Below are 18640 nucleotides of genomic sequence, written 5' to 3' on the forward strand. Positions count from 1 at the left end.
AGAAATCCATGTTATCCCGCAAACATTTTTCGCTGCCTTTACTTTTGGTTGCCCTGATTGCCGCGCTGACGGGCTGCGATGAAAAAGCGATTATGGAAACTGAAGCCCCTGCTCCTCAGGTTGCCATTGAGGTGATCCAGCCACAGGTTTTATCGGTCAGCGAGACGCTTCCAGGTCGCGTTAATGCGCTGCACACTGCAGAAATACGGCCGCAGGTCAGCGGTATTATTCAGCGCCGCCTGTTTGAACAGGGCGCAGACATTAAAAAAGGCATGCCACTCTTCCAGATTAACGCGGCGCCTTTTGAAGCGGAAGTTGCCAGTGCTCAGGCCGGTTTACTGCGTGCCAAAGCCGGCAATGACAAAGCCCAGCAGCAGGCTGCGCGTCTGCGACCACTAATGAAAACGGGCGCAGTGAGCCGTCAGAGCTTTGATGAAGCCATTGCGAATGCCCGCCAGACGGCGGCAGATGTCGCGCAGGCCAGCGCTGCGCTCAGGCGCAAAGCGCTTGATCTGAGTTTTGCCACCGTTGAAGCACCGATATCCGGACGTATTGATCAGGCTCTGATTTCCGAAGGGGCGTATGTGACAGCCAGTGATAGCACCCCGCTGGCTCGCATCTACCAGACAGACCCTATTTATGTGGACGTCCACCAGCCCGCTGAGGTTTACCAACAGCTGCGCCAGCAGGCAGTGAGTCAGCAGAATGCCGCTACAGGCGTGCCGGTAAAGATTTTGTTACCCGGTGGCGCTGTCTATCACCAGCCAGGCAGGATCCTGTTCTCCGGCATGAGCGTCGATCCCGCAACGGGTGACGTTATGGTGCGCATTGAAGTGAGTAATCCTGACCGCGAACTCCTGCCCGGCATGTTTGTTCGGGTTGAGATCCTGCGTCAGCACTATGACGATGCGCTGCTGGTTCCCCAGCAGGCTGTATCACTTCAGGAGGGTCACGCTGCGCTTTGGGTAGTTGACGACAGGCAACAGGCCCGTCAGGTCAACGTGCACGTCGGGGAATTAATCCATGGCGCCTATCGCATTGCCGAAGGATTACCTGCCGGCAGCCGTGTTGTTGTCCAGGGCATGGATAAGCTCAGCAACGGCACCCAAGTCGCGGCAGTGATTTCAACTGCCTCCCCTGCAAATCTGACCATGAAGGCCGGAGAGTAATATGGCTGAGTTTTTCATCAGGCGCCCGGTTTTCGCCTGGGTTGTCGCCTTGTTCATCATTCTGTTCGGGATCATTGCGATCCCCAAACTGCCGGTGGCCCGTTACCCCTCGGTTGCACCACCGAATGTCAGCATCACCGCGACCTGGGCAGGCGCTTCGCCGCAGACGATGAACGACACCGTCGTCAGCCTGATTGAGCGCGAACTCGCCAGCGTCAAGAATCTGCTCTATTTTGAATCATCCACGGACACCTCGGGTCAGGCGACCATTACGGTCACATTCAAACCGGGCACAGATGCCGAACTGGCTCAGGTTGATGTACAGAACCGCATCAAGACGGTGGAATCCCGCCTGCCGCAGACGGTGCGGCAGAATGGGCTTCAGGTTGAATCGGCTGACACCGGCTTCCTGATGATTGTCAGTCTGACCTCTAAAGCCGGGAAAACAGACAGTGAAGCGTTAAGTGACTACATGGCCAGAAATGTGGTTGAAGAACTGCGCAGACTGCCTGGCGTAGGACGGGTTCAGCTGTTCGGCGCGGAAAGCGCGCTACGCGTCTGGATCGATCCCGCCAGACTGCTTTCACTCAACCTGACGATGAACGACATTTCTGCCGCCATCACCCAGCAGAATGCCCAAATCGCCCCGGGACGGGTCGGTGACGAGCCCGCGTTGCCCGGTCAGATGGTTACCCTTCCCTTAACGGTGGAGGGTCAGCTAACCACGCCTGAGCAGTTCGGCCGCATTGTGCTGCGCGCGAATCAGGATGGCTCCAGCGTCAAGCTCTCTGACGTGGCAAGAGTGGAGACCGGTTCTCAGAGTTACAGCATGCTGATGCGTGAAAATGGTCAGAACTCAACGGGTGCAGCGATTATGCTGGCGCCCGGTGCCAACGCGGTAAAGACCGCAGAGGCGGTGTCGACCCGGATGAAAGAACTGAGTCTGTCGATGCCGGAGGATATTCGTTACGCGCTCCCTTTCAATACCGCACCCTTCGTAAAGCTCTCAATCGGGAAGGTGATCCACACCCTTCCCGAAGCGATGGTGCTGGTATTCGTGGTGATGTATCTGTTTTTACAGAACATCCGCTATACCTTCATACCCGCCATTGTCGCGCCGATTGCCTTATTGGGCACGCTATCCGTCATGCTGCTCGCTGGCTTCTCCGTCAATGTTCTCACGATGTTTGGACTGGTGCTCGCCATCGGCCTCATCGTTGATGATGCGATTGTCGTGGTTGAAAACGTTGAGCGCATCATGCGTGAGGAGAACCTCAACCCCCGCGAGGCGACCTCAAAAGCGATGCGCGAAATAACGGGTGCCATCATCGGCATTACGCTGGTGCTCACGGCGGTCTTTATCCCCATGGGATTCGTCAGCGGTTCAGTCGGCATTATCTACCGTCAGTTTGCCCTCTCAATGGCGACCGCAATTCTGTTTTCCGCATTGCTGGCGCTGACACTGACCCCCGCACTCTGCGCCACGCTGCTTAAAATGCCTTCCGATCATGCCCGGCGCGGTTTTTTCGGCATGTTCAACCGCGGCTTTGATCGACTGACTAGCCGCTATTCCGGCTGGACAGCCATTACCCTGAAACGCTCCGGCCGAATGATGCTGTTGTTTATTGCACTGTGCGCAGGAACCGGACTGGCATTCAGTCAGCTATCTTCCGCTTTTCTCCCCGAAGAAGATCAGGGCTACTTCATGACGGCGTTTCAGCTTCCAGCGGAGGCAACGCAGCAGCGGACACTGGCTGTGGTGAAAAAATATGAAGATGCCCTGAGTTCGCGTCCCGCCATCGCAACTAATCAATCCATCATTGGCTTTGGCTTTTCCGGCGCTGGGGCAAACACCGCACTGGCTTTCACCGTCCTGAAAGAGGGCAAGGAACGCGGTGATAACACCACCCGGGGGGAAGTTGAATTTGTCGGGCAGGCGATGCGCGACTCACCGGAAGGCACCATCATGACGATGATGCCCCCGGCTATCGAGGAGTTGGGAAACTCTTCAGGCTTTACGCTGAGGCTGGAGGATCGCGCGAATCAGGGTTATGCAGCGCTGGAAGCTGCACAGACTAAGCTTTTGCAGCTTGCCGCTAAAAGCAGCAAAGTCACGCAGGTTTATCCTGACGGCTTGCCGCCGGGAACGACTGTCCGGCTGAATATCGATCGTGAAAAGGCCAATGCCATGGGTGTCTCGTTCTCCAGCATCAGCGACACGCTCTCCGCTGCGATGGGTTCGCTCTACGTCAACGATTACCCCAATAAAGGTCGAATGCAGCAGGTGATTATTCAGGCTGAGGCGAAAGATCGTATGCAGATTGATGACATCCTCAATTTGTATGTCCGAAGCAGTGAAAACCGGATGGTCGCGATGAAAGCCTTCGTTACACCGGTATGGTCATCCGCGCCTCTCCAGCAGGTCCGCTATCAGGGTTATCCCGCGATGAGGCTCTCAGGCAGTGCTGCGCCGGGTGTTTCAAGTGGTGATGCCATGAAAGAGATGGAAGCGCTGGCAAAACAGTTGCCGCCGGGTTTCGCGGTTGAATGGACCGGCCAGTCGTTGCAGGAACAGCAGTCTGCTGCACAGGCACCCATGCTGATGGTGCTCTCCATCCTGGTGATCTTCCTGGTGTTAGCTGCGCTCTATGAGAGCTGGGCCATTCCGCTCTCCGTATTGATGGTGATTCCTTTGGGGATCGCGGGCGCTGTCGCTGCCGTAATGATTCGCGGATTGCCTGATGACGTGTTCTTCAAGGTCGGGTTGATTACTGTTATCGGGCTATCTGCCAGGAACGCCGTGCTGATTATTGAATTTGCCAGACAGTTATACCAGGAGGGCAAGAGCCTGCGGGAAGCAGCAATCACCGCGGCCAGAATGCGTCTGCGTCCGATTATCATGACGTCAATGGCTTTCGGATTGGGCGTCGTCCCGTTAATCATTGCCTCCGGACCCGCCAGTGAAACCCAGCATGCTATCGGCACCGGGGTTTTTGGCGGCATCATCAGTGCTACGATTCTGGCCGTTATTTTTGTACCGCTGTTTTTTGTCATCGTGATGACTCTGCGAAATAAGCTGATCACTCATGAAAAATGATATGCAAACTGCGCTTCCAGCGGGTATCTCGTCTGATTTATTGTTTCACAGACCTGATATCATGATGGCAACGGCTGTAACACAATAGCGTTTATAGCGCACCCGGCGGCGCTCTTCAGAATAAGCGCTGAGCCGCCGTCCGGGCCGATTCAGATCGATGACAGGATAAGGATGAATAGCAGCGTGATTTTAATTGTCGAAGATGATGTCGAAATAGCCGCCATATTAACTGCCTATCTGCAGAATGCAGGTTTGACGGTAAGCCATGCGGAAAACGGAGCGTTAGCATTAGCGTTTTGTGCAACATCCTCACCTGATTTGATCGTACTGGATGTCCGTATGCCGATTATGGACGGCTGGCAGGTCCTGGCCGAAGTGCGTCGCCGGGGAAATATCCCGGTTATTATGCTCACGGCTAATGACGATGATGTGGATAAACTTTCTGCATTACGCATCGGAGCCGATGATTACGTCGTTAAGCCGTTTAATCCTGCTGAGGTGGTGGCACGAGTCCAGGCCGTGTTAAGACGTACCCAGGTTATCACACGCTCGAAAGATATTTACTCGACCCGATCGCTTTCCATTAACCTACAGCAGCACAGCGTTGTTGTTAAACCTGACGGGGTGGATATTGCCTCACGCCTGACAACAACCGAGTTCAGGCTAATCACCCAGTTCGTGCGCGAACCCAGCCGGGTATTTAGCCGGGATGAACTGCTGGAAGCGTGTTTTCCGGAAGGTGACACATTACCGCGAACTGTTGACAGCCATATCAGTAAATTACGCAAGAAACTCGATGATGCGGGTGCGTCAGGACTGCTGCAGAATGTGAGAGGCTTCGGATATCGCCTGGGAGAGAGTAAATGAAGCAACGTGGTCTTAGCGGGCAACTGAACTGGCTCATCGTCAAAGTCACGATCTACTCTTTTCTGACCTCCTTTGCCACCTATTCACTTTACCCGACCGTTATCGGATTATTTTCAGGTCAGCTGTTGCCACTCGACTTAGACATGGGGACAACCGGCGACTGGATTACCACGCTGGTGTCGACGCTGTTAACGATAGCCGTCTCGGTGTTTTTTTCTGCCCGCTTTGCGCGCCAGATGATCGTTCCGCTGGAGTCGCTGACTCACAGTGCAAAACGCGTGGCTGAAGGGGATTTAAGCGCGCGAGCCAGTCAAGGTGCCATAGAAATTGGCGAGATTAATGCGCTGGTCAAAGACTTCAACCGCATGGCGGAAACACTGGAAACCCTGTCAAATGATAGCCGGACCTGGAACGCCGCTATCGCTCATGAGTTAAGAACCCCGGTGACGATATTGCGTGGGAGACTTCAAGGCTTAGCGGACGGCATATTTGCGCCCGATCATAAGCTCTTCGTTAATCTGATTCATCAGACTGATGGTCTGACGCGGTTAATTGAGGATCTCAGAACCCTGAGTCTGGCGCAGTCGGGACATCTGCATATTCACTATGAGCGAGTGAATATTAAAAGTGAGATTGAATCGTTAGCTGAACTGGTGAAAGAGGATTTCAAAGCCAGTCACCACTCACTCGTGCTGAAAGTGAATCCGGCTATTATTGAATGCGATGCTTTACGCTTCCGACAGGTGATGCTGGCCTTTCTGGAAAATGCCCGCCGTTATTCCATCCCGGGCGTTGTCATGATTTCCTGTGAGCAGGATGCAGCAGGCGTCGCTGTGCACATAGACGATGAGGGGCCGGGAATCGATCAGGATTTTGCCAGGACGATATGGGATGCGTTTGTGCGCACCGATGATTCCCGTTCCCGCCTGAGTGGCGGGACAGGCTTGGGTCTGGCGGTTGTAAAAGCCATCGTGCTGGCCCATGGTGGAAAAGTCTGCTGCGAAAAAAACAAATTAAACGGCACGCGATTCTCTTTCTGGCTGCCCGATGCTAAAACAAGTCAACCTGTGCTCAACCCCGTCATCTTATCCTGATGCGCATCATTTCTCGCTTATATCCCATCTGAAAATGATGCCAGCCTGACTTCATGATTAATAATGCATCACCTGCATTTGTCATTGCCCTGGTCATTGCCCTAAAAGCGTAACGACAGGTAACTAACTTCGTGATTCGTGTATCCTGGCGAGCGTAACATCTCAAAGCCTGGCTATGCTCAGCGGAGTTCAACCTGCAACTATGACTATCAGGATATAAAAAGATGAAAAAATTATCAGTTATTGTTATGGCTACCGGTCTGTTTTTGTCTGTGAATTTACAGGCTAACGCCGAAGGATGTCTGAAAGGAGCCGCAGTCGGCGGCGTGGCAGGTCATGTTGCTCATCATCATGGTGTTGCCGGGGCCGCAGCCGGTTGCGCAGTCGGTCACCATATGGCGAAGAAAAAACAGAAAGAGGCCGAGAAAAATCAGCCGGCGCAGAATTAAGCTGAGCTTTGGTTCTGATGTAAAATAGCTGATTGCCGGACACGCTGTTGTCCGGCAATCGCGTAAGACTAATTTTTTTATAAAATAGCAGATAAGAGGTTTGACAGTTTGCGGGATATTATCTTTCAGATTTATCAGGTGTAAAAGGAGCCACGTTGACCGGCAATATTCTTTTTATACTGACTCGTTAAAAAATAACAGTAGCAGACTTAAACCATAACCGGCTATTCAGGTATGTTCTTAGCTGACTATTACGTTATTTCCTTCCCTGAGATGTATTCGCTCGACGGCCTAAGCGTCGTGGCTATTACGCCACTCTTCAATTCGCTCCTTTGAGACTTCTTTTTTATAACAAATCGGTGCATATCCGCCCTGCTTGCTCCATGCGCTGCGCCTGCCACAGCTACTGCCGTTACGTGCGGAGTTAAAGGGGCATGCACAAACACCCGGGTATGAGTCGATTGAATCCTCTATGATGAGCTGGCGAATCTGATCATCGGTTTGCTTAGATGTTTTACCTTCAGATGCGCTAACCCAAAAAATCATCATGCCCATACACAGAGAAAAGACGATTTTTCTGTTATTCATGATTTCCTCCAGAAGTGAGGAGGTTACGTTAACGCAGAATAAAATCGGGCGATCCTCTGAATAAAAGGCTAAAGATTGTCAACCCGGAGGGATGTTCTTCGCCCGGGGGGAAAGTGACTGATTTTACTGAACCAGGCCAATACGTCTTCTGAGAAAATTTGCTGAATCAGACATAAGCCGCCGCCGGGCGGCAGCGGGGAAATAATTATAAAGGCATTACTTTCTGCACCTCATGCTGAAAAACGTAGGGATCGGAGAGCAGTTCAAACTGCTCATCATCCGGATATGTCACGGCAATCTGATACTTTTCGCCTGCAAAGGCTTTAATCGCCTCGACGTTTTCCCAGTATGTAGCAAGAAAAAAATGCTCCCATTCACCCTGCGTTTCCCTGCGCACTCAGGCTCCCAGATTTCCCGGTGTCCCTTCTGAATGTTCTACACCGGTCTTTTGCAGGTGAGTCGCAAAGCCCTCTGCATGCCTGAGCGGTACGCATCCGTGCCATGTTCTGACAATCATTTCGCTCTCCTCATGTTGTGGAACGATTTAAAACATAAAAAAAGTCCATGCTCTTTGTCTATGGTAAGAGCAGCATGATAATCTTTAACCGCAAAATAATTTCGCCTGATCCATGCCCCACCTTACTACCTGCAGGTTCAGAGAATGTGCCAGTCGCGCCGTTATTCTCGTGACTCGTACTGCTTAAAACTGACTCATGGAGCGAGTTACAGATGAATTCCTGTTCGACACCTCGTCTGGCGCTGATAATCACTAGTGCTTTGGGCTGCATATTTACTTTTTTTGTGTGGCTCAATGAAATCGACCGCACTACCTTTCTGGCACAACCCGTACTTAAAGCACTATGGTGCGCCGTTCTCCCTCTGGGACTGTCTGTTTTTTTGATCATAAAAAAATGGGGTAAGGGGGAGCCTGTGAAAGGCATGATGAATAACATCAGGCTTTTCGCAGGTGCCGTTCTGATGGTTATCTTTTTAGGTTACATGCTGCTCACCACCCTAGTCTGGCTACTTCCGGGTACCATCAGCACCTATACGGCATATAGCGAGTTTTCGGCTGGCAGTCGTAACAGTTGTTCTGGCGTAGATGTTAACGATCCAGATCTGCAAAGACGGATTAAAGTGTGCGAACCTGCGGGCAATTATTTTGGTGGAGGAATGCTTAGTGTTACCAAACGTAGTACTGCGGCAGGCATGACCATTGTTAACTCAGTTCTTAAAGATTGAGACGCAATCCGTCTCTATTCCTCGCCCCGAAAAGACGACCGCAGGCGGGTAAATCGGGCCAGATAATTTTCACTACAGTACTAAATTTGGCAGGCTGCTAAACCCTGTTTACAGACGTCTGACTTACTTCCAGGCGATATAGCCGCCTGGTATGTCGCCTGGAACGCTCCTGAAAGCACGGCATTATGTATGATGTAACTAATTTTAATGGCTGACCCAGCGCGATTAGTTCAGCATTTCGGGAGAATCCCTGTCCTTTATAAAAGCAATCTTAACCGGGTAAACGGAGGCAACCAATATCTCCCATAGTCCTGATCACATCCGCACGCTTAAATGTTTAATTCTGATTTTAAAAAATGATGTATTCAATGACTGCAATATTTACCACAGCCATCAGCACGATTAATTCTGCTTTGTACCCGATATCTTCAGCTGCGCCCTGGCATTATAGAAACGTCGATAGGATAACCAGACGGCGATGATGGTTGACAGGCTGGCGGTGCCTATCAGCATGAACGTCACCATAATCTGATACTTAATCGCCTTGAGCGGATCGATTCCGGCGAAAATCAGTCCGGACATCATGCCGGGCAGGCTGACCAGTCCGACGGTTTTGGCTGCATCCACTGTCGGGATCATCGCTGTGCGAATGCTGTCAGCAATAATCCGGCCTGAGGCGAGCTTCACCGATGCACCCAGGCTCAACATCTCCATAATTTTCTGGTGGTTGTCACTGAAGCGCTGATTCAGGTTGCTGAAACAGAGCCCCACTGCAACCATGGCATTCCCGGCGATCATGCCTGTAATGGGAATGACCTGCATCGGCACAAACGCTATCGCGCCGCTCAGTACCAGAATCGTCAGTGTTATGACGGTGCCGCTGAAGATTGAAACAAGCGCTATCGCAAACGCGTTATCAATATTCTGACTGCGTTTGCGGGCGTTAATCGCGGCATTCACGCAGATAAACAGCACCATCAATACTGTCAGCCAGCGGTTATTGACATCAAAAATCGACTTCAGCACAAAGCCGACGATGACCAGCTGAACAATCGCCCGACAAACACTCCAGACAATATCTTTGCCCATGCCAAGTTTTTCTTTCTGGCTGATCAACAGCGCGATGACGACCAGCGTCAGTGACAGCAACAGCGAAGTGTCACTGATATTATGCTGATTCACGCTCGTTTTCCTTCTCTGACGGTTCAAGGCGCAGCACGTGCCCGGCCTGCTGAATATCGCTGACATCATGACTGATCCGTACCACGGCCACCTTTTCTTCAGCTACGATCCGGTTAATCAGTGAAAGTACAGCCAGCCTGTTCTCCTCATCAAGGGCGCTGGTCACTTCATCCAGTAACATTACGTCAGGCATAAACTGCAGATTGCGGAGCAGTCCGACACGCTGCTTTTCTCCGCCTGAAAGTTGTTCAACCGATTTTTCCAGCATGTCAGGAGAAAGTTTAACGCTTTCCAGCGCAGCAACGAGCTTGTCCCGCTGTGGATTCTGACGGCGAATCTCCCAGGGCAGCGCAAGATTGTCATAAACTGTCTGGCCGAACAGTTGTGGCGTCTGAAAACAGTACGAAACCTGCTGACGATAGGTCTCGGCTTTTAGCGTGGTGATGTCACTGTTCCTGAAAAGGATTTGACCTGTCGTTGGGGTAATAAGTGAAGCAAGGATTTTCAGAAGCGTGCTTTTTCCGCTGCCGGATGGACCGGTCAGTAACACATAATCGCCCTGATTTAACTGCAAAGATACCGGTCGCAGTAACTGGCGGTCCCCAACCGAAAAAGTCACATCCTGCACAGCCAGCAGGGGCAAAGCTCTGTCCATATTTACGCCTCGGGGCCTGACAAAATTCAGAATGACTGGAGTTTAGTATCCGTAAAAAGCGGGCGTTATGACTCACAGACTGATTACCGGTAGTGTACTTCCCTGCCCTTAAGCACAACCGGAATAGCGCATCAGGGGCATCTACTGAGAGGAAAAGCATAGGGCATTACGCTGCGGCTGTTCATCTTTTGATGAACAATTGTGACCGGCCATGTTGCAGCCGGTCAAAACTGGAAGCGTGACAGACATGCCAGGCGAGACTTATTTTTTTTCCCAGCTTGTTGAAACCGGATTGGTTACGCTGTTTTTTTCCTGCGTATAGGTGCCGTTCTGCTGCGCGATAGCCTCGCCGGTATCCACAATCGCGTTCTGAATAAAAACGTTCTGCTTTTCATTTCTGATAAAGGTTAACTGGTGAAAGGCCGTTTTATTGCCCCAGTCGGATGAAGGCAGTGAGATAAAGCGTACGGTGAAGGTTTCATCCTCAAACCTGCCCTGCATGACATAAACGCCGTAATGGTTTTCACCCTGAGAAATGATCTTATAGGTGCCGTTATCGTAGTAATAAATCTCCGCATCCGGAAATGGTTTTTTGTCATACATTTTTCGATAGTGCAGAACCTGTTTGATGGTGGGCTGACCAAAGCTGACGGAAAGCTTGTTACCTTCTGCTGATGTCGTCAGACCTTTAGCGTGAGCACTGCTCATCAGCATTAACAGGCTTGTAGTGATCATGGCGGTGGCTTTCACTCTATTCCTCCTTATCGGATTTGGGGGCCAATAGCGTAAATCACCCACGAACTTACACGGCAGCGGGTGTCTGGTGAAGAGGCAGCTAACACCTTATTACACATTGTTATAATCACGACAGGTGACCAGATTATTTCAGAAGCTCACGTCGGATAAACGTTGCCCGGCTGTCGATTGATGACAACAGCCTAATTAAGCAAACTGGCGCCGACATTGACCGATAAACCCAAAATAGCCAGGTTAAAAATAAATGAGATAACAGACTGCAATAACGTCAGCTTACGCATCTCTGTTGTTCCGGTGGCGACGTCCGCCGTTTGCGAGGCAACCGCAATGGTGAATGAAAAGTAGAGAAAATCCCAGTAGCCAGGATTTTTTGTTTTATCCGGAAATCTCAGCGGACTCACGCTGTTATCCCGGTAAAGATAGTGCTGATGGGCATAATGCATCGCAAAGGCGCTGGGTAACATGGCCCAGGATGCAATCAGGGTCAGTGCCGTCAGCAATAAATGCAGCAGTCTCGGCGTGCCGGTGAGACCTTTAAGCGTGGGGAGTTCACTCAGTATGGCCACAATGCTGACGATACAGGCCACGATCACAATGCCCAGCACCAGTGCAGCACTCTGATCCTGCTGTTGAGCAATGCGCCTGATGCCCGTTGCATCGGTACGCAGCATGCGAAACCAGAGAATACCAAGATAGAGCCAGGCCCAGACATTCCAGCTAATCAGTAACCGCTGCATCTGCCCGGGATGATCAGAGAGCAGAAAATAACAGATCAGTCCGGCAGTGATGGAGATCAGCAGTCTCAAACGAGCATAAAGCGTGGAGGTTAAAGATGTCGGCATCGTAAAACCATGGTGGTTTAATCGGAGTGATAACAACTGTAGTTAAAATCAGGTGAAAATCATGCACTAAGCATTAATTCTTACACTTTTAATGTACCGGTGTGGGTTCAATGCTGAATCATGAAAAGTGTCAAACAGGTCAGCGCAAAGTGTTATGCAGACAGTCGTCACCTGATGCTGAGATCAATAAATTATAGCGTTGTCTCTGACGCGCTTTTTAAGCGACTCTTTCAGGCTATTTGCATAGTTACACAACAATTAATAATCCGGAATCAGTGAGTCAACTCGCAAATAAAATACTGAATGCTTTAACAGTCATCTCTGAAACATTATTTCTGTGAAGCCAGCTGGCTCAGCAGAAGCTATTAATATTTTCCTCTAATGGAAGTAAGTAAGAAATGGCGGGCTCAGGCGTACTGTTTCCTGATAATTCTGAAAGTCAGTGTAAGATGTTGGAAATATAGCGCTGTGATTAAGTATGAGTCTGATTTGCTGTATAATTACGTATTCGTTTACACAAACGCGTTCTCTGTACATAACGGTTTGTGTTTTAATCCTTGAAAGTTGATGAGGCTCTGAAATTTTATGGATGATGTTGATCTGGCCCAGGAGCGCGAAGAAGCGCATCTCGCCGCTTCTCTGGCAGCCCGTAAGACCAAACTTATAAGTCCCAACGGTTTATGCGTCTGGTGCAAAGATGAAGCTGTCGTGGCCGAAACGGCTTTTTGCTCAGCTGAATGCGACGAGGATTATCATAAGTATCGCCGTGAGCAGAGTCAGCGTATTAGCTGATATTCCTGAGTGAGACATGCTCAAATTAGCACTGATCACATCTCTGTCCTTAACCCGACAGGGTGCCTTGCCCGTTATCCGTAAGGTCATCGTTGTCATGTCAGGCTGCATGTTTTTGCCGTAACTGTCGGCAGGACCTTTTCAGAGGGCAGAAAAGAGACCGGTGTTGATGCTAATTCCCGGTGGTGAAGGCATGCAGACACTGCATGCCTCACTGATTACTTACTCAGGTATTGATTGAAGAAGTCGGTCATCTTCGCAAATGGAATTTTACCCATACGATCGTATAAATCGACATGCGTTGCATCCTTCACGATCAGCAATTCTTTTGGCCGGCGTAACACCGCCTGTAACACTTTCCGGCCGGGGATCCGGACAAAAACAAAATGTCTGTAACACGGAAGAACTTAACCGGCAGGGACTGAATCGAGAGCGGCCTGCAGCCGGTCAGCGCTTGCCTGCTCGTCATTCTCCATAAAGAAAGCCACCAGTTCAGCAAGCTGAGACGGCGTGACTCCGACATTCATGCTCATATTCAGGTGCGCTTTCAGCTGCGGCTCAGTGCCGGACATGGCGGCCAGCATCCCTACGGTAGCCAGCTCGCGGCTTTTCAAGTCCAGGTTGTTGCGATTGAAAATATCACCGAAAAGATACGTCTTCAGATACGCGTCGGCAGCCGGAGCAAACCCGAACAGGGGGCCGCTGACCGCCTTTCCAGCCAGCGCAGCGCACAGCACGACAACGGAGCAGAGACCCCGTTTCATCAGGTTACGTTCATGACCTGTCTGCTGAGGCGTACTGCTCATCCGTGACCTGCTCCATCCAGTCAACGCCCTTGCCGTCCTGGGCTTCGGCGATGGCAATATGGGTCATGGCAGTCTCCGGTGCGGCCCCGTGCCAGTGCTTAACGCCGGTCGGTATCCACACCACGTCGCCGGGCCGGATTTCACGCACGGGACCACCCCACTCCTGCACCAGGCCAGCACCAGCCGTCACGATCAGCGTCTGACCAAGCGGATGCGTATGCCAGGCCGTGCGGGCAGAAGGCTCGAACGTCACGGTAGCCCCGCCGATACGCGCAGGCTCAGTGCCCTGAAAAGGGGAATCGATACGAACCGTTCCGGTGAAATAGTCTGGCGAACCTTTTACGGAGGGTTTTGCTCCGCTTTGCATAATCGTAATCATCGGGGTGATCTCCTTTGCGTAGGTGACTGAAACAGACAGTGCCAGGGACACTGCAGCAACGGCAAGTCTCTTCATGCAGGATCCGTTTTCCAGAGCTGGAAAAGCCGGACGCGGACATCACGCCCGGCACTTTTTAAGTGTAGGCCTGGCAGGATTGGTTGATAAGCCAGGTAAAACTGAATGCTTATGTGCAGGGCATGCAACAATGACAGCTCAAATCCTGACCGCGCACGATCACGCTATTGATTCCATTCTCTGGCCCCGACTAAAGCCTCTGCTGAAACGCTTTCCGGACATTCAGATAGAACTGAGTGTCGATTATTCGCTGACGGATATTGTGGCAGCAGTTTGATGCCGGCATCCGACCGCGTGATGCTCCAGCAGCGAGCTGCATAATCTGATGACAGCCTCTGCGGTGATCACCGCATGCGCCGTCTGTACGGCGGATTCACTGATGATTTGTACTTTATTCTGCACATTCAGCGCAGCCAGTGCCTGCGGCAATAAACCAGCAGCCAGTGCGGGCGTCGCAGCAATGCTGAGTGGACGATGCTGCTGATGCGCGATCGCCTGTGCGCGTAAGCGAATCTGGTGCAATGACAGCCGCGCTTTCTGCACATACTGATGCAGTTGCAACGCCTCTTCTGACGGATGGATACGCGGGCCATTGCGAATAAACAGCGGATAACCCAGCGACTGCTCTAATTCCTGAATCAGGCGAGAGACGGCGGGCTGCGAGCGGTTTCGTGCTTTGGCCGCCGCAGTGACGCTGTCCGCAGAAATTACGGCCGGGAAGGCTTCCAGCTGACGCAGATCGAGGTCATTTAATAAGGTCATAGCAAGAGTACTTCCCTAAGTCGTTGATCGTTCCCGATAATCACCCGGGAAAAATCCATCATAAAGAGAGTCAGGCAAATCAGCCACAGTGAAAAATCGCGAAGCCCCTGGCATTAATGACGGCATAACGTGACCGTCGGGTGGCCTTGCGTCTCCTGACTCCCACCCGTTTTTACACTCCAGATCGCGACACGCTAATCCAATGAGCTCAGTGGCATTTTCAGTCCAGGCTAGAATTCAATAGGTAAGCGTCAGTATAAAACCGAGTTAACGGCGCGACTCATCATAAAGAGGACGGAAATATGAAATTCGGTGTGATATTTGAAGATACTGGCGTCGAAGAGGAACATGATTTTGATTCCAAACCTGTTGCCGGCGATTTAGTGACGTTAACGCGCGACGGGGTTGGCAAAGATTATATTGTTATCATTGAGCCTGACCCGGACCACACCCATGATGACGGGCGTGACGGGCATCCAACAAAGGCCAGAGTCCGGCCCGCTTAGCGCACGGTAAGACGCTATTAACCGCCCTCTGAGGCGGTTTTTAGCCTGCTTGCATGGAATAAGGACGACTTGCTTACCTTAGCGGCTTTAGCGCTACATCAGCACGATACCACAGCGTTTCAGAAGCAAAGCCCAGAGTGCGAAAAGCAGGAGAGTGATAGCGCAGGAGATGAGCAGCGTCAGCCAGAAGCCGGTGCGCTGATAGAGAAAAGGGAACAGAATAAACATGGGCAGTATCGGCACCACATACCAGAAGGTGTACCAGGCATGAGCACTAATTTTTGCCTGGGTCTGTCCTTCTACCTTCATCCAGATAAGCATTAGCACGGTAACCAGAGGTCAGGCCGCAAGTAAGCCGCCCAGGCGATCGCTACGTTTAGCCGCTTCTGAAATCAGCACGACCATAAAAGCCGTGATAGCATATTTCGATATCAGCCAGAGCCTGATTGTTCTCAATATTCCTGTTCATCCGACACCTGAGTGCCGGACCGTTTACAATCGTCCCGCTCCGGGATGTCAGCAGACGCAGTTACGGCACCATCCTGCGCAGCGTGTCATCTTTCAGAAAATAGTGATGGAACAGCGCCGCCAGCGCATGCAGACCGATTAACCAGTATCCCAGCCGGGCAAGAGTCTCGTGCCAGCCAATCAGCATACTGGCCGTGGCAGGATCGGGCGATGTCGCCACAGGCATATTGATCCCAAACAGGGCCCACTCTTTGCCACGCAGGTAACGCGAGCTCAGCCCGAGAATCGGTAAGACCACAAACAGCGCATAAATCAGTGTGTGCACCAGATGTGAAAGACCGATCTGCCAGCGTGCCACGGGCGGCGTAATCGGCGGCGTTACAGCACGGGTACGCAGCCAGAGGCGGGCTATCATCAGGATCATGACACAGAAGCCTGCGGAAAAGTGGGTGATCATCACTGCATTTCGCTGCCAGGTTCCCTTCTCTGCCATCCAGCGCAGTTCGATGGTGGCATAGGCGACGATAATCAGTAAAACCGTCAGCCAGTGGAAAAGAATTTGCGAACCCCGGTATTTCTTCAGCATAGATAAACTTCCGTCACTATTTTTTTGCATCACTATACCAGTTATTTATTAGATGTTTATTAAGCGATTACTGGCGCGTTATGACAGGCCACACGGCTTAATGATACAGGCTGATAAGGACCAATCTGCCTCAAACGCAACGCAGGATCAGCTACGTGCCACAGAGATAGCCTGTGGTTAAGAGTGCCTGCCGCTGACATATTGCCTGCGGCGCTCAGCATTCGATTTCCTCTTGTCCTGCAGGCCCACTGAGCAATTTCATGCGTATGAATATCCCGTTAATCCCTAAGGCTAATCAGGCTTTTTAGTTCATTACGCCTTTAACATTCAGCGCTGTGGGTATAAGAAGTTTATGATTTAACACAGCGATAAATCTTAAACTTAACCTGATGTTCATCCTGTAAAATGGCGAAAGCATGCAGCTGACGCGCTGCGTGCCGCCATAAATACACTCCGCACTGGAACGATTAGCCCGCCCTGTGCGAATGTTTCTTTAAGTCAAATCCGCGCCCTGCCGCCATGACCCGCTTGCGCCTCGCTTAACTTTAGTACCAGCGTAAATAAGAGTAAAAATAACGCGCGTTACCGTAACCTTAGAACTCTACATTTCTCATGCAAAAACAGTAACTTCTCCTCTCATTAGAGTTCGCCTATGCTGGCTGCTCACGACATTTTGCGTCAGAGGGATTTGCTATGTTTAACGTACCCGCAACCTACAGTGCAGAGGCTGTTGAGTGCCTTTACGAAGTTATCGACATACTCAACCTGAACGGCGCACGATGCCACGTTATCTTTGATAGTCAGGCGTCCCGCGCCGCGGTGATCGAGGCAGATACAACAGAGCAACTTGGCGAAATGCGCTACCCTGTGCTGGCTGTGCTTGAGATGGAGCGCGTCACCAGCATTAATACCCTACTGCGTATTAAATCATTCTGGACCGATTCAGACGGTGCTCACCCTGAAATAGCGTCAGGCAGCCTGGCGAACGCGTTATATAAAGCGCTGACACTGAAAAAACATATTACGCTGGTGGGATTGTAAATCAGGCTAATAAGGAGCGCGCGCGTTGAGTTCCCCTGGAGCTCAGGCTGTTCAGACACGCGGCAAGAATGTCCTGGGCTGTTGAAGCACTGTGGGAAATATTCATAGAAGACCAAATCTGATCAGCAATGCTATCAGAGATAAATAAGTGCAAATAAATACGGGAACCGCAAACAAAGACTATATGCGCGCTTATTACAATCCGTTTTCCCCCATTTTACTGAAAGCGTTCTGAACTCGCGCGCATCATGATTTTGGTTATAAAGAGTGATTAAGTTCTCGTCAGCACCAAAGGTGTACAGCTACGTTGGATGAAAAACTACCCGGCATGCTCAGCAGAAAACGTCAGGTAATTTTCGGGTGTAATCAGCTGATAAGGCACCCAGTTAAGCGTCTCAACTTTCTTCTTATCCAGCAGCGCTTTGGTCACCTGGACCGCACCTGTGGCCTGTCCTCTGGCATCCTGAAAAATAGTCAGCGCCATCTTGCCGTTTTTAATGAACTGCTGACCGTCCGGTGTTCCGTCGATACCGGCCACGAGAATTTTTTCATTCTTCGCCTGGTTTAACGCCATGATGGCACCGATTGCCATCTCATCGTTATTTGCGGCGATGGCATCAATCGGACGCTGATTCAGCAGCCAGCCTGACACGACATCTACCGCTTCATTGCGCTGCCATTTCGCCGTCTGCTTCTCAATGACTTTCATGTTCTTATATTTGCTGATAACGGCTTCTACCGCGCGGGTACGTTCCCGAGCCTCTTCATTCGACAGCGCCCCCATAAGAATGGCCACATTGCCTGTGTAGTTCATTTTTTTTGCCAGTGCTTCCATCTGCATTTCGCCGCCCAGCGCCGAATCAGAGCCGACATACGCCATGTTTTCGGGCAATTTCACTTCCGGTTTTCGGTTCACAAAAACCAGCGGAATACCGGCCTTTTTTGCCGCATTAATCATCGGCAAGACGCCCTGGGTATCGACCGGATTAAGAATAATGGCGTCTACGCCCTGGTTGATAAAGTCATCTACCTGCTGCACCTGCAGCGCGACATCACCTTTGGCATCGACAAACTGGCTGTTGAGCTGGCTGGCTTTCAGCTCCTGTTGCATGCGGGTACGAAGTATAGAGACAAAGTTAAGGTCGAAGTTAGCCAGTGCGACGCCAACGGTAAGGGTTTTGGCGTTGCCACTGACACTAAACAGCAGGACGCATAGGCAAAGAAGGAGGTTTCTGATGTTCATAGTGTGTTCCTGTAGGGTTGAGGTTGTTATTGTTTTCATTA

The 18640-nt window shown here is 51.1% G+C and carries 18 protein-coding genes and 5 pseudogenes; 10 read left to right on the plus strand and 13 right to left on the minus strand.

From position 1 onward, the window contains the following. Positions 1 to 8 precede the first annotated feature (8 nt). From N1689_RS08500 to N1689_RS08520, 5 genes are all read left to right on the plus strand, one after another. Positions 9 to 1169, plus strand: a complete 1161-nt coding sequence (locus N1689_RS08500) for an efflux RND transporter periplasmic adaptor subunit (RefSeq protein WP_260058563.1) — start codon at positions 9 to 11, stop codon at positions 1167 to 1169. 1 nt (position 1170) lies between these two features. Further along, a complete protein-coding gene (locus N1689_RS08505; protein WP_260058565.1) occupies positions 1171 to 4266 on the plus strand; it encodes a multidrug efflux RND transporter permease subunit in 3096 nt (1031 codons plus the stop codon). 171 nt (positions 4267 to 4437) lie between these two features. Continuing rightward, a complete protein-coding gene (locus tag N1689_RS08510; protein WP_260058567.1) occupies positions 4438 to 5133 on the plus strand; it encodes a response regulator in 696 nt (231 codons plus the stop codon). After that, a complete protein-coding gene (locus N1689_RS08515; protein WP_260058569.1) occupies positions 5130 to 6227 on the plus strand; it encodes an ATP-binding protein in 1098 nt (365 codons plus the stop codon). The genes N1689_RS08510 and N1689_RS08515 overlap by 4 nt, the downstream gene beginning before the upstream one ends. A gap of 224 nt (positions 6228 to 6451) precedes the next feature. Next, a complete protein-coding gene (locus tag N1689_RS08520; protein WP_161736935.1) occupies positions 6452 to 6676 on the plus strand; it encodes a hypothetical protein in 225 nt (74 codons plus the stop codon). Positions 6677 to 6967: 291 nt separating this feature from the next. Here the strand turns inward: N1689_RS08520 and N1689_RS08525 are convergent, their stop codons facing one another. After that, positions 6968 to 7264: a hypothetical protein gene (locus N1689_RS08525; protein WP_405038674.1), complete on the minus strand. Its 297-nt coding sequence runs from the start codon at positions 7262 to 7264 to the stop codon at positions 6968 to 6970. Between the two features lie 205 nt (positions 7265 to 7469). Next, a pseudogene (locus tag N1689_RS08530) lies at positions 7470 to 7781 on the minus strand (hypothetical protein). Positions 7782 to 7993: 212 nt separating this feature from the next. On the opposite strand from N1689_RS08530, the gene N1689_RS08535 reads away from it, so the two are divergent. Then, a complete protein-coding gene (locus N1689_RS08535; RefSeq protein ID WP_260058571.1) occupies positions 7994 to 8506 on the plus strand; it encodes a hypothetical protein in 513 nt (170 codons plus the stop codon). A gap of 402 nt (positions 8507 to 8908) precedes the next feature. On the opposite strand, the gene fetB is transcribed toward N1689_RS08535, so the two are convergent. The 4 genes from fetB to N1689_RS08555 all read right to left on the minus strand — a co-directional run bounded on the left by fetB (position 8909) and on the right by N1689_RS08555 (position 11941). Further along, positions 8909 to 9688 (minus strand): iron efflux ABC transporter permease subunit FetB, encoded by a 780-nt coding sequence (fetB, locus tag N1689_RS08540; protein ID WP_161736938.1) that lies wholly within the window; start codon positions 9686 to 9688, stop codon positions 8909 to 8911. Next, on the minus strand, positions 9675 to 10343 hold the full coding sequence (gene fetA, locus N1689_RS08545) for an iron efflux ABC transporter ATP-binding subunit FetA (RefSeq protein WP_260058573.1): 669 nt from the start codon (positions 10341 to 10343) through the stop codon (positions 9675 to 9677). The genes fetB and fetA overlap by 14 nt, the downstream gene beginning before the upstream one ends. Before the next feature lie 261 nt (positions 10344 to 10604). Next, complete coding sequence (locus N1689_RS08550) at positions 10605 to 11093, minus strand: hypothetical protein (protein WP_222925787.1); 489 nt, start codon at positions 11091 to 11093, stop codon at positions 10605 to 10607. A gap of 188 nt (positions 11094 to 11281) precedes the next feature. Further along, positions 11282 to 11941, minus strand: a complete 660-nt coding sequence (locus N1689_RS08555) for a DUF1345 domain-containing protein (RefSeq protein ID WP_161736497.1) — start codon at positions 11939 to 11941, stop codon at positions 11282 to 11284. 585 nt (positions 11942 to 12526) lie between these two features. On the opposite strand from N1689_RS08555, the gene N1689_RS08560 reads away from it, so the two are divergent. Continuing rightward, positions 12527 to 12733, plus strand: coding sequence for a hypothetical protein (locus N1689_RS08560; RefSeq protein ID WP_222925786.1), 207 nt, complete (start codon positions 12527 to 12529; stop codon positions 12731 to 12733). A gap of 218 nt (positions 12734 to 12951) precedes the next feature. On the opposite strand, the pseudogene N1689_RS08565 reads toward N1689_RS08560, so the two are convergent. From N1689_RS08565 to N1689_RS08575, 3 genes and pseudogenes are all read right to left on the minus strand, one after another. Then, positions 12952 to 13068 (minus strand): annotated as a pseudogene (locus N1689_RS08565) (alpha/beta hydrolase); the annotation flags it as partial. A gap of 72 nt (positions 13069 to 13140) precedes the next feature. Beyond that, entirely contained in the window at positions 13141 to 13539 is a 399-nt protein-coding gene (locus tag N1689_RS08570; RefSeq protein WP_260058574.1) for a carboxymuconolactone decarboxylase family protein, read from the minus strand. Continuing rightward, positions 13508 to 13993 carry a cupin domain-containing protein gene (locus tag N1689_RS08575; protein WP_260058576.1) on the minus strand — a complete coding sequence of 162 codons (486 nt, stop codon included), beginning with the start codon at positions 13991 to 13993 and terminating at the stop codon, positions 13508 to 13510. The genes N1689_RS08570 and N1689_RS08575 overlap by 32 nt, the downstream gene beginning before the upstream one ends. On the opposite strand from N1689_RS08575, the pseudogene N1689_RS08580 reads away from it, so the two are divergent. After that, positions 13992 to 14292 (plus strand): annotated as a pseudogene (locus N1689_RS08580) (LysR family transcriptional regulator); the annotation flags it as partial. The gene N1689_RS08575 and the pseudogene N1689_RS08580 sit on opposite strands and share 2 nt — an antisense overlap. Here the strand turns inward: N1689_RS08580 and N1689_RS08585 are convergent. Next, positions 14282 to 14755, minus strand: a pseudogene (locus tag N1689_RS08585) (LysR family transcriptional regulator); the annotation flags it as partial. The pseudogenes N1689_RS08580 and N1689_RS08585 sit on opposite strands and share 11 nt — an antisense overlap. Positions 14756 to 15057: 302 nt before the next feature. On the opposite strand from N1689_RS08585, the gene N1689_RS08590 reads away from it, so the two are divergent. Beyond that, positions 15058 to 15261 (plus strand): hypothetical protein, encoded by a 204-nt coding sequence (locus tag N1689_RS08590; protein ID WP_013196355.1) that lies wholly within the window; start codon positions 15058 to 15060, stop codon positions 15259 to 15261. A 93-nt stretch (positions 15262 to 15354) separates the two neighbouring features. Here the strand turns inward: N1689_RS08590 and N1689_RS08595 are convergent. Together N1689_RS08595 and cybB are read right to left on the minus strand one after the other, a co-directional pair. Continuing rightward, positions 15355 to 15666, minus strand: a pseudogene (locus N1689_RS08595) (DUF3147 family protein). 124 nt (positions 15667 to 15790) lie between these two features. Beyond that, entirely contained in the window at positions 15791 to 16315 is a 525-nt protein-coding gene (gene cybB, locus N1689_RS08600; protein ID WP_260058578.1) for a cytochrome b561, read from the minus strand. 693 nt (positions 16316 to 17008) lie between these two features. Between cybB and N1689_RS08605 the strand changes: the two genes are divergently transcribed. Next, a complete protein-coding gene (locus tag N1689_RS08605; RefSeq protein ID WP_161736492.1) occupies positions 17009 to 17356 on the plus strand; it encodes a hypothetical protein in 348 nt (115 codons plus the stop codon). Positions 17357 to 17675: 319 nt separating this feature from the next. On the opposite strand, the gene N1689_RS08610 is transcribed toward N1689_RS08605, so the two are convergent. Further along, entirely contained in the window at positions 17676 to 18599 is a 924-nt protein-coding gene (locus tag N1689_RS08610; protein ID WP_260058580.1) for a substrate-binding domain-containing protein, read from the minus strand. Between the last annotated feature and the right edge of the window lie 41 nt (positions 18600 to 18640).

This window comes from Pantoea sp. XY16, from assembly GCF_025153065.1.
Lineage (GTDB): Bacteria > Pseudomonadota > Gammaproteobacteria > Enterobacterales > Enterobacteriaceae > Pantoea > Pantoea alfalfae.